The 14,099-nt window shown below is 35.7% G+C and carries 12 protein-coding genes and 2 pseudogenes; 9 read left to right on the top strand and 5 right to left on the bottom strand.

The window, feature by feature from the left end; translation table 11 throughout:
* The first annotated feature begins 65 nt into the window (after positions 1-65).
* Positions 66-773, top strand: coding sequence for a cytochrome c biogenesis CcdA family protein (locus NYE65_RS08585; protein ID WP_340860523.1), 708 nt, complete (start codon positions 66-68; stop codon positions 771-773).
* Positions 774-1,025: 252 nt separating this feature from the next.
* On the opposite strand, the gene NYE65_RS08580 is transcribed toward NYE65_RS08585, so the two are convergent.
* The 3 genes from NYE65_RS08580 to NYE65_RS08570 form a co-directional block, all read right to left on the bottom strand.
* Positions 1,026-1,229: an alpha/beta-type small acid-soluble spore protein gene (locus tag NYE65_RS08580; protein WP_230163494.1), complete on the bottom strand. Its 204-nt coding sequence runs from the start codon at positions 1,227-1,229 to the stop codon at positions 1,026-1,028.
* A gap of 248 nt (positions 1,230-1,477) precedes the next feature.
* Positions 1,478-1,885, bottom strand: coding sequence for an ester cyclase (locus tag NYE65_RS08575; RefSeq protein ID WP_214926098.1), 408 nt, complete (start codon positions 1,883-1,885; stop codon positions 1,478-1,480).
* A 39-nt stretch (positions 1,886-1,924) separates the two neighbouring features.
* Positions 1,925-2,686 carry an MBL fold metallo-hydrolase gene (locus NYE65_RS08570; protein ID WP_328176550.1) on the bottom strand — a complete coding sequence of 254 codons (762 nt, stop codon included), beginning with the start codon at positions 2,684-2,686 and terminating at the stop codon, positions 1,925-1,927.
* Between the two features lie 129 nt (positions 2,687-2,815).
* Here NYE65_RS08570 and NYE65_RS08565 point away from each other — a divergent pair.
* The 8 genes and pseudogenes from NYE65_RS08565 to NYE65_RS08535 all read left to right on the top strand — a co-directional run bounded on the left by NYE65_RS08565 (position 2,816) and on the right by NYE65_RS08535 (position 11,575).
* Positions 2,816-3,226 (top strand): annotated as a pseudogene (locus tag NYE65_RS08565) (Lrp/AsnC family transcriptional regulator).
* 220 nt (positions 3,227-3,446) lie between these two features.
* Complete coding sequence (locus tag NYE65_RS27210) at positions 3,447-3,548, top strand: LPXTG cell wall anchor domain-containing protein (protein WP_412762767.1); 102 nt, start codon at positions 3,447-3,449, stop codon at positions 3,546-3,548.
* Between the two features lie 186 nt (positions 3,549-3,734).
* Positions 3,735-4,385, top strand: a complete 651-nt coding sequence (locus tag NYE65_RS08560; RefSeq protein ID WP_340860515.1) for a class I SAM-dependent methyltransferase — start codon at positions 3,735-3,737, stop codon at positions 4,383-4,385.
* Between the two features lie 674 nt (positions 4,386-5,059).
* Positions 5,060-5,971: a DUF4240 domain-containing protein gene (locus tag NYE65_RS08555; RefSeq protein ID WP_328177393.1), complete on the top strand. Its 912-nt coding sequence runs from the start codon at positions 5,060-5,062 to the stop codon at positions 5,969-5,971.
* A gap of 1,005 nt (positions 5,972-6,976) precedes the next feature.
* Complete coding sequence (locus NYE65_RS08550) at positions 6,977-7,864, top strand: LysR family transcriptional regulator (RefSeq protein ID WP_340860512.1); 888 nt, start codon at positions 6,977-6,979, stop codon at positions 7,862-7,864.
* 238 nt (positions 7,865-8,102) lie between these two features.
* Positions 8,103-8,762, top strand: a complete 660-nt coding sequence (locus NYE65_RS08545; protein ID WP_340860510.1) for a type 1 glutamine amidotransferase domain-containing protein — start codon at positions 8,103-8,105, stop codon at positions 8,760-8,762.
* A gap of 363 nt (positions 8,763-9,125) precedes the next feature.
* Positions 9,126-9,921 (top strand): annotated as a pseudogene (locus NYE65_RS08540) (SDR family NAD(P)-dependent oxidoreductase).
* Between the two features lie 328 nt (positions 9,922-10,249).
* On the top strand, positions 10,250-11,575 hold the full coding sequence (locus NYE65_RS08535; protein WP_253514430.1) for an FAD-dependent oxidoreductase: 1,326 nt from the start codon (positions 10,250-10,252) through the stop codon (positions 11,573-11,575).
* 398 nt (positions 11,576-11,973) lie between these two features.
* Here NYE65_RS08535 and NYE65_RS08530 read toward each other — a convergent pair whose 3' ends face one another.
* Both NYE65_RS08530 and NYE65_RS08525 read right to left on the bottom strand, forming a co-directional pair.
* Positions 11,974-12,642 (bottom strand): TetR/AcrR family transcriptional regulator, encoded by a 669-nt coding sequence (locus tag NYE65_RS08530; RefSeq protein WP_328177414.1) that lies wholly within the window; start codon positions 12,640-12,642, stop codon positions 11,974-11,976.
* 32 nt (positions 12,643-12,674) lie between these two features.
* Positions 12,675-13,832 (bottom strand): FAD-dependent oxidoreductase, encoded by a 1,158-nt coding sequence (locus NYE65_RS08525; protein ID WP_253514432.1) that lies wholly within the window; start codon positions 13,830-13,832, stop codon positions 12,675-12,677.
* Between the last annotated feature and the right edge of the window lie 267 nt (positions 13,833-14,099).

Here is a 14,099-nt window from a genome sequence, read left to right as displayed (position 1 = left end):
AAGAAAACACAGGAATATATGGTAAAATCTACATGCGATAAAAAACAAAATAGGAGGAAATTGGATTGGAAGACTTAAACATTTTTTTATCTTTCGGTGCAGGGGTATTATCTTTTATATCTCCGTGTTGTTTGCCTTTATATCCTGCATTTTTATCTTATATTACAGGCTTTTCAGTTAGTGAGTTAAAAGAAGATAGTAGAAAATTAAATCGGAAGACAATACTTCATACCTTTTTCTTTTTGATTGGGTTTTCAATTATTTTTGTAGTGTTAGGGTTATCAACATCGTTTTTTTATGCCCTTTTTTATGAATACATTGATTTAATTAGACAAGTAGGGGCAATTTTGATAATTGTTTTTGGGTTAATTATTGTTGGGGTTTTTCAACCAAAATTTTTAATGATAGATAGGAAAATAACTTTTAAAAATCGTCCATCAGGTTATATAGGTTCTGTTTTAATTGGAACAGGGTATGCTGCTGGTTGGACTCCTTGCGTAGGACCAATATTAGGTGCCGTTATGGCCCTTGGTTTATCTACTGGTCAGGGATTAATATATATGATTGCTTATATACTTGGTTTTTCCATACCGTTCTTTACAATGTCCTTTTTTATCGGTAAATCAGGATGGATAAGGAAATATAATCACAATATAACTCGATTTGGCGGTTATTTCACAATTATTATGGGAGTTGTCTTGTTCTTTGATTTGATGAATAATATTACATCTTTTCTTGTAAATAATGTATTTGGAGGCTTTACGGGTTATTAATGCCTAATGAATAACAGGTGCGAGCCTGTTCCTTAATGAACTAACGGGTGCGTTAGCTGAAGATCAGGGCTGTCTTTAAGGCAGCTTTTTCTTTATGGAACTATCGGGGCAGTTTAGTTGAATAAGCATAAGTTTTCGTACTGCGACATAGCAAAATAACAGCCACTGTTGTTTCTGTTTCTTTTTTGAAATTTGTAGAATTATAAATAGGGATAGTCGAATCACTATCCCTAACATTACATATGATTTCGATTAACGAGTTCTTCCGCCTAATTGCTGTTCAGCCATTTGCACTAAACGTTTTGTAATTTCTCCACCAACAGATCCGTTTGCACGGGATGTTGTATCAGCGCCTAGTGTAACACCGAATTCACTAGCGATTTCGTATTTCATTTGTTCTAGAGCTTGCTCTGCACCATTAACTACTAATTCATTACTGTTATTATTTCTAGCCATGTTGTCAGCTCCTATGAATGTAATGTGTTGCTAGTCATAGGTTTTGATATTGTTAAGAGTTATATACATAGATTTTAAAATAAATTAAGGCGAGGCTGCCTTTTTCTTATGGCACTAAAGGGGCAGTTTAGTTTAATAACGGATCTGAATATGGTGATTTAACATTAGGGGAACTTAGATGAGAAAAAAATAAAAAAAGACCCAAAAAGGGTCAATTTGATACTGATTCATTTGATTTAATAAAAAAATTAATCTTTAAGCTGTCGAAGAACATCATTTACATCAACATGTGATCTTTTCTCAATGATTTTACCATCTTCAATTCGTAACTTCATCATAAGAGAGAATCTAACGGTTTTTCCAGTAGCAGGAACACCCAACAACGGGATACCTGTATGAGTTCCTTCAAAGGTGAGATATGCTGCTACTTGATCACCTTCAGCTATTATGGATTGAATAGGCATTTTAAAGCCAGGGAATGCATCAAAGTTTTTCTTTTCAGATTCCACTAAGCCTTCTAAGCCTGGAAAGGGTGTATCCAACTGTGGGTAGAATACAAAGTTTTCATGGCAATAATCTTTAAGAGCCTCATAATTTTCTTGTTCAATTGTTTCATAAAAACGACGAACTAGTTCTTTGTTAGCCTCAACAGACACAGATATCTCTCCCTTAATGGACTATTTATCCTATTATTATTAGAATGTATATGATTCACCGTCAGCTGGTACTAAAACGTTAGAAGACATCTCTTTTTCGTTAATAAAGCTCTTTAAGTCTTCTCTAGACAATCCCCAGTGGTTAACAGCTTCCATGTGAACACAAATAATTTTAGCTTCAGGAGCAGCTTTGTGCACTTCATAGACATCATCTTTGCCCATGACTAGAGAACCGCCTTGGAAGAATTGGTTATCCCCAGCATTTACAACAATAACTTCTGGTTTATTTGCCTCAATTACATTTTGAACTTCTTCATACCATACAGTGTCTCCAGCTACGTAAAGTGTCTTTTCAGTCGCATGTTTAAACACAATCCCACAAACTTGACCAGCAAGCTTTAAGATTTCTCCTCTTCCGTGCTCGCCTTTTGTTTTTACTAATTGAATACCTTCAAACTTTGTATCGTCTTGTAAAACCTCTACATTTTGGAAACCAGCGTTTCGAATCTCTGTCGCATCTTCTTCATTTTGGGCAAATATTTTGGTCTCTTTTGGTAAAGCTTCTTTAGCAGCATCATCCCAATGATCATAGTGCAAATGAGTAACAATAACTGCATCTATATCTTTTATAATATTGTCAATGGATGTTGGTAAGCTTACTAAAGGATTGTTTTGATCTTGCCTTGGCGAATTTGGGAAAGGTGGGTAAGTACCTTTTTCCGCTAACATTGGATCGATTAAAAACTTTTTCCCTGCGTATTCCACAACGATTGTTGCATTACGAATTTGATGTATATTCATGTTTATTATCTCCTTTTTGTTTTGTTTTGTTTTAGCACTCTTTTAGTTTAAACTATGACCAACTAACGAATACATGGGGTAAACAAAGTCTTTAGGCGGTTTTACTTTGTTAATGAAAGGATTATTAAAATGTTAGATAAGACGGATATGGATATCCTTGATGAACTATCCAAGAATAGTCGTATCACGATGAAAGAATTAGGCGAGAAAGTCCACTTAACTGGACCAGCTACTTCAGCTAGGGTGGCAAAGTTAGAGGATAGTGGGGTTATTGAGGGATATACCATAAAAGTTAATCATGTCAAATTGGGATTTTATATACATGCTTTTCTAACCATCATTACACAGAGTACAAACCAACAGCCATATTAGTCATTCATCAAAACGCAGGAACAATACCTTGTACGTAACTATAAAATCAGTGGAGATGGTTGTTACCTTCTTGAATGTAAATTTCCAACCAATGAATTAATGAATAATTTTTTGGAAGGGTTAAACGAGCATGCAAATTATAAATTATCCATTGTTATTAAAAAATAGGGAATCAATACAATGGAGAGTTTGTGAAGAAATACACTTAAGCTAACGGGTGCTTTAGCTTAAGATCGGGGCTGTCTTTAAGACAGCTTTTTCTTATGGAACGATCGGGGCAGTTTAGTTTAATAAGACTTTTAGAATCAAAAAATCAGTTGAAACCTTTTTAGGTAAAATCTTGTATATAGATTTAGGAATATGTTTTTTAGAATAGGAGGAACAGGTCGTGTTAGGGGATATTATATATCAAGTTATTGTTTTCGGAGGTATAGCATTAATTTTAGGTGTTTTAGGTTACTTATTTTTTAAGAGGAACAAGAAAAGCTAATTAAATTTCTAATTTTAGTATCGGGTAAGTTAGTTCATTAAGAAGGCCGCCAATTTGGGAGCCTTTTGAAAATAAAAAAAGCACTCATATACAACTAAAAATCTGGATAGTGTATTTTGAAATAGCCCTGAATTATTAGTTGAAAATTTTGTAGAAAACAATACTTTAACAATCGGGGGTGCCAAAATGAAACAAAATATGTGGGAGAAAGAATATAGAAATGTTGAGAGTTTATGGGGTTTCAATCCTAATAGTATCTTATCTCAATATGTTGAAATGCTTCCTGAAAACGGAGAGGTTTTAGACATAGGTATTGGAGAGGGAAGAAATGCCCTTTTTTTTGCTAAACAGGGATTTGCTGTTGAGGGTATCGATATTTCGGAAACAGCAGTAGAACGATGTTTGGAACTTTCGAAAGAGCACAATTTGAATATTAACGCTAAAGTTCAAGATATTACTTCTTTTGAGATTGAACCAAATAAATATTCTTTAATTATACTTTCTAATGTACTTAACTTTTTTCCTGATAAGGATATTAAAATTATTATCGAAAAGGTGAAAAATGGGCTGATTAAAAATGGGTTGGTATATATTAATGCCTTTGATGATAAAGAACCAGGTAGAAAGAAAGCTCCAGAGAAGTATGAGCAGTTAGCAGAGCATACGTTTTATAATGAAAGTTCAAATATGTTTCTTCATTATTTTACAAGAAGTGAATTAGAAGGCTTTTTTGCCGATTATAAAACGATAAGCTTGTCTCAGTCTTACTCTATGGACATTTCGCACGGTCAACCTCATTTCCATAGCACATTAGAAATAATGTCACAAAAGTCTTAAAAAAGTTATCATTATTATTACACTAATAACTGTGTTAATTCCTGAAAAGTGCCATCATTTGATGGCCTTTGGAATGTAAAAAAATATCCTTAATGAACTCCCATGAAAATTAAAAAAGCTCAAAATCCAGAAAAAATCACAACAAAATAGACCCAGTAAAAACGCTTTTTAAAAAAAGGCTGAGCCTTATGAGTAATCTGATTGAGTTTGGTAAAACGTTAAACAAAAACCTCCAATTATAGCAAATTAAGTAGAGGCTAGCGCGACGACCAAAAAAGGATTAATCTCCCATGAGTGCTACCCATAAAGGGCGCGACAGTCGGTGGTACACCGTGGTCGTCGGAGTCAGACTAACGGATGGGCTCAAAGGCACCATAGTTCAACGACCTTCTTCGCCAGCCATTAAAACATTATCGACATAGAGACCAATTTTCATTCTCTGTGGTGAAGCGCTGATTTTTGCGCTTCATGGATGGCTAACGGGTGCTTTAGCTGAAGATCGGAGCTGTCTTTAAGGCAGCTTTTTTTTATGGAACTATCGGGGCAGGTTAGTTCAACAAGGATTCCCCAATTAAATGGTGAAATATATACCTATGGATATACACATATCAAGATTCTTATAAACATTTGTTACTTCATATAATTCATCTTTTGTAAATCAGGAGGAAGAGTAATTGGAGAATCAAAAAAAGATAAAAAAACAAAAAGTAGCAATTGGGGATGTATATGCGGTAAAACTCCCTGATGGGAGATATGGAGCATTAAGAATTGTTAACTGTGATCGAAACTCTTATCTTCTTGCTACCACCCCATATATAGGGGAGACCATCCCAATGATTGAAAATAATGTTTTAAGTAAAACTCTCCTGCAAAACCGTTTTTATTTTGAAAACGCCCCTGCAATTTGTTGGTTTGATGGTAAAATTCCTGGAAATTTTTTTTACATTGGGAACATTCAAGGGACTAAAAAAATGAGACAAAGTAATTATGGTGGCACCTGGGATGAAACAACAGGTATGGAAGCCTTTTATGAGTGGCGTTGGATCAATGACAGAGATAACTTTGAGAAAGAAATACTAGAGGAAGAGCGAAAGATTGAACAACTAATGGAAAAACCGCAGAAACCAAGGAAGATGATGACAGATGAATCCTTTTGGTACATAATATCTCTTCTAGATTGGGAGTCAGTTAATGATGAGGATGAAGTTATAGAAGTTGCTGTTAGAGAGCTTGAGAAAATGGGAGTAAGGAATATTAAGCAATTTGAAGAAGCCATGTCCTACAAACTTTATTTATTAGACACAAAGGAACACGCAAAAAACATAGGCGAATATTCATACAGTAAAAACAAGGATGATTACTTCTCACCTGATGTGTTTTTATACCTTCGGTGTGAAGTAATTGCTAAAGGAGAAGGCTTTTTCAATGCGGTTCTAGAATACCCTGCACTTATGCCTAAGGAGAATACATTCGAACCATTGCTTTCCATAGCAACTGAAGCATATGAAAGGCTTACAGGAAAAGAGTTTCAGTATATCACTGGATGTGATTATGAGACTTTCTCAAATGTTGCAGGTTGGAAATAATGTTGCAATCTTCAACCAACGAGGGCGTTAGCTGAAGATCAGAGCTGTCTTTAAGGCAGCTCTTTCTTTATGCAACTATCGGGGCAGGATAGTTGCATAAAGACATTGGATTTTATGGTGAAATAAATCAGGGGTGGGGGTTGTTTTTCTTGATAACCTCGTTAAAAACATTCGTATCTTAGAAATGCCTTTTTAATCTTCAACTAACGTGAGCAGGATAATTTGTAATATTGATTTAATTGAAAGGAGGTTGTTTCATATGCCAATCTGTCAGCACTGTGACTATAAATGGGGGTGGATAGAGACTTTTTTTTAAAATATTTACCTTTAAAAACAAGTTAAGATGTTCATCCTATGATTCATCCCAATACGTTTCCAAGAAATCAAGAAACCAATTAATCCTATTTTCATTTATACCATTATTGATTTTACCATCAGTATCATTTGGTGGTACCTAAGGGTTACGACTTATCTTTTGAAATAGTTATAAGCTAAGTAACAAGGATGAACCGATGTGGTAGTATTCTTCAGGTGGAGGTACGTTAGAATAAATGATTACATAATACTTTAAAAGGAGGCTACTATATGGATAACTTTACCTAGTTCTTTCCAATGCTTGTGATGCTTCTTATTTTTGCTTCAGTAGTTGCAGGAGTTATTTTCATTGCTAAGAAAGTACTTAAGAAGTAAAAAAGAAGCCTCCTAGTTTATAGGGGGCCTCACGTAATTGACCAGGGATTAAGCTTGCCTTCAACAACCCATGACGAAGAAGTTGAGCAATCCACTCAGCACCCTTGACATTTACACAAAGCCATAATCAGCTAGAACTCATATCATTAAACCGTTAATATAATTTCAAGGGTTATGAAATCCTGTGAATAAGTAAGGAATGAAGGAGTTTAATAAGGGGATGAAAAGTGATTATATTAAGAGCTATAATCGAAAAATAGCTATAGGGATTGTTGAACACTTTTGTTAAACTAAAAGGTCGGGGGGATTTATAATATGGTTGATTTTGAGTGGTATAGAAGTTTTATATATATATATATACATAACTCTGTTTCTGAAGCTGCAAAAACTCGTATCATGACACAACCAGCAATGAGTCAACACTTAGCTGCTTTGGAAGCTGAGGTTGGGGAACCCTTATTCATAAGAAAGTCAAGAAAAATGGTCCCAACCGATAGGGGCAAGGAATTATATTCACAGTTGGCTCCACTTATTGAATCATTAGAGGAAACTACTATAAGTTTTAAAGCAGCTTCTTTACCAACTCATTCAGTTATCAGAATTGGATCTGCTCATGAATTTTACAATGAAAAAATACTTCCCCAGCTTCGAGAATATAAAACATGTATGATTTCACATTTTGGTACTGCCGATGTTTTGTTAGAATTATTGAAGGAAGATAAAGTGGATATAATAATCACATCAAAAAAGTTTCAAACTCCAGGGATTGAATATATGAAATTATGTGATGAGGAATTTGTCATTGTTGCACCAATGCAATTGGAAATACTTAAGGATACTGATAACCTCAAATTAAAAGAACAGTGGCTTTTGTCACAAGATTGGATTAGTTATGGGCTGGAGTTACCGATTATAAGAAGGTTATGGAGGGAGCACTTTAAAAAACGCCCTGTAATTAGACCTACTCATGTGATTCCTAATTTACATATGATTCTAAAAGCAATCGAAAACGGTGTTGGTTTAAGTTTAATTCCGACTTACATATTAACAAATTCGATGAATGAGGTAAAAGCTAAAGTTATTTTTGAGGATTTAAAAGTTAAAAACGAACTATATATTGCATATAAAACGAAACATAAACATCTACCTGAAATTAATAATATAACGAAAGTAATTAGAGAAAACACTAAAACTATAAATTAATCTTTTATATAACTAGTTTTTCGTTTTTATAGCAGCCAGGTTATTCTGGGTGCTTTTTCTTTTTATAAAAGACATGTATATTGTATCTTTTGAATTTTATGTTAAGAAAAAATTTTAAAAAAACCTTTTTATAAATATTTTTATAGATTAATTATAAAATCATAATTTGTTTTATATGAACCTGCGGCTTAGAATAGCGAGTGTAACAAAAATCATAATATTTAGGAGATAATGCCATATGTCAAAAAAAGTTTTAATCGTTGTCACTAATCATACAGAAATTTATGAAGGCAAACCAACTGGTATTTGGTTATCGGAGTTTGCTGAAGCATATATTGAATTCACAAATAAAGGGTACGAGATTACAGTAGCAAGTCCTCTTGGAGGAAAAAGTACAGTTGATCCTGGTAGTGTAGATGAAAACACGCTTCAAGAGATTCTAGAGACAGAAGAATATTTACAAAACACCATGAAACTTGAGGATTTATCTCACGAAAGTTTTGATGCAATTTTCTTACCAGGTGGTCATGGAACAATGTTTGATCTTCCAGAAAATCAAAAACTTCAGGAATTACTACGTGATTTCTATGAGGGGGATAAGATCGTTGCGGCAGTTTGTCATGGACCTGCTGGTTTAGTTGGTGCCACTCTATCAAATGGTCAACCTCTTGTAGCTGGGAAACGCATCAACGCCTTTACCGATCGTGAAGAAACGGACACTACTCTTGACCGACATCTGCCATTCTTACTTGAAAGTAAACTACGTGATCTTGGTGCCATTTTTGTTGCTGCACCAAACTGGTCCATACATTATGAAGTAGATGGAAATCTAATTACAGGACAAAATCCGCAATCCACTCTAGCTGTGACAAAAGCTGTTATTGAAAAACTAGGTTAATAAAAGAAAAGGCTGATCTATACTGTAATCAGCCTTCTTTTGATTTTAATATTCTTAAAATTAGAATCACTTGAATCCAATTACAATTAAGTTATCAATAGATATTTATCATCTAAGGGAGGGATTTCTATGAGTACAGATAGTATTGGCATAGACTCAAATACAAATAGAAGCACACTTGCCTACTAGCATTGACAATCAAAACGTTTTCCTGCATTCACTACGGGATATGCCAGACAAGGAAGTCAAGCAGATATTTCTCTTCCGACACCTGTATTAGAAATGGATGATGTAGAATATATCACCTTCAGCATTTTAGTTAGTGTATAAAAAACTCTATTCAGATTAAGTGAGGTAATGGAATTGGACTTGAAATTAAGTGGGAAATTAGTATTAGTAACTGGCTCGACAAGCGGTATAGGCAAAGGTGCTGCCAAAAGTTTTTTACAAGAAGGTGCCAGAGTTATTATCAATGGACGTACTGAAGCTGGTGTTAATGCAGTTGTTGAAGAACTATCATCAATGGGCACGGTTTACGGTATTACAGCTGATGTTTCAAAAGCGGAAGATTGCGAGTATCTGGTAAAGAAAGTTAATAAAATTGGAAATCTAGATGTTTTAGTAAATAATACAGGTATTTTTTGAGGTAAAGCCATTTTTGGAAGTAACAGATGAAGAATGGTTAAATTATTACCAAGTAAATGTTTTAAGTGCTGTCCGATTATCAAGGGCTTTTTTACAAGAGATGATGGAGCGTAACTTCGGCAGAATTATTAATTTGGCAAGTGAAGCTGGTATTAAACCATACCCCGAACTGGTTCCTTACGGTGTCTCTAAAACATCTTTAATAACACTTTCCCGAGGACTTGCTGAAATAACTAAAGGAACTGGAGTAACCGTTAACTCGATCCTTCCAGGTCCTACATGGACAGAAGGTTTTGCTCAATTCATTACAGATCTTGCAAATGAAAAAGGACAAGATTTAGATACCTTTATTAAAGAATACTTTAAAAATGACCAGCCTACTTCACTTATCCAGAGATACGCAACAGTAGAAGAAGTTGCCGATACGATCGTGTTCCTCGCTTCTGAAAATGCATCTGCTATCAATGGGGTTGCTCAACGCGTAGAGGGTGGAATCATACAATCAATCTTGTAAATTGGTAAGGCAAGAAGTTTTGAGTTTCTAGGTGGAACTGATATTTGCACTTGGAGATAAATATACTGATTGAATTAAAAAATGGTTTGATTTTTCAACAACGGGCTATAGCAAAATAAGAGGTCATTTTTACAGCTCTTTTGCATTTGCAAATTCGTTGGTGCTACTTCAAACGGATCTGTTGAATCAACAGATCCAAGTGATAGCTAATCTTTCTACTCCTATTTTTGTTTTTTAGTTATAATAAGTCGTGCTTAAAATGGAAAAACAGTAAAAGTTTTCCGATTGCTTCAATCATGCAAATTTAAAAGAAAAATGGAGGAGTAAAATGCGGGAAAAGGCTGTAATCATTGGTGGTGGGATTGCCGGTAAATTAGCTGCTAAAGCGTTGTCTCATTTTTTTCAGCAAGTTATCATCGTTGAAGCAGGTCAAGAATGTAAAGAAAAAGTTCCTAGAAAAAGAGTTCCTCAGAGTTACCACCCTCACGTTTTATTGAAAAGAGGAGAAGAAGCCATTGAGATTTTGTTTCCGGAGATATTGTCTCAATTAATAGAAGATGGCAGCATTGTCACTAATTTTACAAATGATCTGAAGTGGCACCATTTTGGTTATTGGAAACATCGGTTTTCTGGAGAGTTTACCCTGATTCAGCAAAGCCGGCCTATGCTTGAATGGCATTTACAAAGACGGGTTGAGGAAGTTCCTAATATTACTACTCGATATGAAACAAAAACAGAGCAGCTGCTAGTAAACAAGCATGACCATACCGTTCTGGGAGTCCGAGTACGTTCCTGTAAGACGGGTCTGGCAGAAGAACTGGATGCCAGTTTTGTAGTGGATGCCAGCGGTTCTGCCTCTAAGAATATAGAGTGGCTACAAGCACTTGATGTAAAAGTGAAGGAAGAAAGAGTTAAGATTCAATTGTTTTATGCAACACGCCTTTACTCTCTTAAAAAACAAGAACATCCCGAATGGCAAAACCTCCTTATATCACCGAGCTTTCCCGATAACCCTTACGGTGCCTATATTCAAACTCTTGAAGACAACCGATTCTCTGTCACGTTCAGCGGGTATGCTAATGCACATGCACCAAACACAAATGAGGAATTTATCTCATACGCTAAAAAACTTCCTGTTCCTGACGTTCTTCGATTTCTTGAGGGAGCAGAGCCTCTTTCCGAGATTAAAATACATCGGGTTCCTTATCAAGTACGACGCCGTTTTGATCTAGCAAAAAACATTCCGGAAGGTTTCTTGATCATTGGTGATGCTCATTGCCGTTTTGATCCTCTTTTCGGACAGGGAATTTCTGTTGCTGCGGTGCAGGCTTTAGAGTTGCAATCTTCTCTTTTTCAAACGAAGAGGGCTGACAAGGGATTTGGTCAAAGATTTCATAAGAGGGTTTCTAAGATTATTGACGTTCCTTGGGAGATGGCGACAACAGAGGTTCTTCGTCATCCCGAAATTAAAGGGGAGCGAACTTTTGTTCAGCCATACAAGCAGTGGTACTGCAAAAGGGTATATGAACTTTCAGCTTCTGACCCTGAAATATATAGTCGATTAGTAAGAGTAATGAATCTTATCCGAAGCCCTCTCCATCTGTTTCATCCAAAAGTACTATTCGCGATTCTTACTAATCAGCGGCATGAATGATTCTCCTGTTGTAAAGGATGTAACAATTATGGATCTCTGAATACTTAATAACAAAAATACGAGAAAAAAGACTCTTGATTCGTTTGTGAGTCTTTTTCTAATGAAAAAGACACTGTTAAATAATCTTGTTGATTTTCTTGATGAACAAACGGGGGGGTTAGTTGGAGAAAAATAAGCTCACTTGCATTTCATTTTAGGCGCGATTGTGGAGCAGGAAAGAAAAGGGAGGATACCTATTATACAAGACTAATATGTATCCCCCTTTATTTTTATGGCTTTTTACGATTTAGGTATTGATAATTTATAATATCTTCGTCCTCGAAGGGTTGCTCTGTTTTGTGCAATAGCATAGGAGAAATAAAACAAAGATATCACCTCATAACGTGCTGTGTTCTCATTTATTTTTGCATTTGTAACATCCCTTGCAGGATCACTTCTAATCCCCAACGAAAACGTTCTTGTTCTCCAGAAAATAATTCCTCTTTCAAACTGGATATTATTGGATATTCCCTAGCATCCACTGATTGGTAAGAAACGTAAAGGGAATCCATCGCAGTTCCATTCTGTTTACGTGAAGCTTGTTCGAATGCCACTGAAGTAGCATAGATAAATAGTTGATCTACTCCCCATGCAGCTGAAGTAGAATGAATTCCACCCGCATGAAGCCGCTGAAGGACATATTCTATCATTGCTAACGAGTTAGGTCCTATTGGAAGTGTCGTTAAAGCAAGTTCAGCGATCCCTGGTGATTCATAGAGAGTCATTAGATAAGATTCTAGTACATCAAATAACTCATCTTTCCAATGCCCATCTTGGTTATCTGACAAAACAACTTTTTCTAATCCATAATCTAACACATACGCTCTTAACTCTTGAACGTTTTTGACATACACATATAGAGAAGATGGTCCCGTATCTAAATCTTTGGCAATTTTACGCATGCTCAGCCCAGAAAGGCCTTGGTTCTTTAAAATTTCTAACGCAGTTCTCACAATAAGATCTTTGCTTAATGGATCCTTAGCAGGCCGCGAACGACGGCTAATAATCGTGCGTTCTGAATTATTCATCATTCTTTTCCAATCTCCTTTATCAAATGGTGTCATTTATATTGTTTCATTAAATCCATCCATTTAGCTGCGGCATTATCTGAAAAACAAAGCTTGAGGTTCGCATCTGACTCTTCGGCTGATTGGGAGGAATACACATACATTTTTTTCTCATATCGTTGAACCGCCTGATCAACATTCTCATGCGTAACAATTGACAATGCCAATTCCGCAGCATCACGCATTGCCAAGTTTGCGCCTTTTCCGGCAAAAGGCGACATTAAGTGTGCCGCATCCCCAATCAGAGTTACACCTGGTTTATGGATCCATTTAAGGCCAATAGGCAACATATATATACGTCTTGGGAGTATAGCTTCATCAGCCAATCGGATATAATCTTTTAGAGACTGGTCCCAATCATTAAAGTACTGAAGGAGCTGTTGTTTAGCTTTATCAAGTTCATTGAACGGGATTTCACAAGTATCTAGCCAGTTGTGGTCAACTTTAAATGATAAATATACACGAATATTCCCATTTCCATTTAGCTGCGCAAAAATACTTTTATGATCAGCGAGGGCAAAGAATGTTCCATTGCCATTAAGCTCAGCAATACCTGGATGAGAGGTTGCTACATTTTTTATATTTAGCTCAACCATGCTAAGTCCAGTATATTCAGGTACGGAATCCGTTACAAGAGGGCGAATACGTGAAAAAGCGCCATCGGCAGCTATCAAAAGATGAACAGTATCAACATGCCCATTCTCAAAGTGAAGTTCATGTATGCCATTTTCTAAAGGAACGGCATGTGTCAACTTATGTCCCCATTGAATACAAGTTGAATCAACAGAATCTAATAATAATTCACGAAGAGTTCCACGATCGATTTCAGGACGCTTTCCATTATTTTTATCTGTAACTTCATCCAAATAGACTTTACCCGTTTTATCTACAAGACGAAAGTCTTCTCCTTCATATCGAGCCAGCGTTTGGAATTTTTCAAATAAGCCAGCTTCTTTTAACGCCCATTGTCCGGACTCCTCATGAAGGTCTAATGTACCACCTTGTTGGCGGCTAGTTGGAGACTGTTCTCTTTCATAGACGACCGTTTTTACACCATGTTTCTGTAAAATGCGAGCTAATGTGAGACCGCCTGGACCTGCACCTATAATAGCAATCCGTTGTTCCTGTATTTCTTTTGTTTTCATTATCATAATTATCAACCCCTATAAATTAAATTTTAAATGCCTTGTTCTATTTATAATATAACGAACGATGTTTGTAAAGAACAGTGTTCGTTATATTTGGTGGTAACTTTTTAAGTTCACGTTTCTCTATTAACTAAAGAGCTGATTTATCAATTATATTCTTAAATCTTTGTTCCGAACTAATATAAGTTTGTGAAGAAGTGTACTTAAACTAACGGGTGCGTTAGCTGAAGATCGGAGCTGTCTTTTAGGCAGCTTTTTCTAATGGAACTA

It is taken from the genome of Peribacillus sp. FSL R5-0717 (assembly GCF_038002945.1).
Lineage (GTDB): Bacteria > Bacillota > Bacilli > Bacillales > DSM-1321 > Peribacillus > Peribacillus frigoritolerans.
Note: the sequence above shows the minus strand (reverse complement) of the source record. Positions and strands in the feature narration are given on the sequence as shown.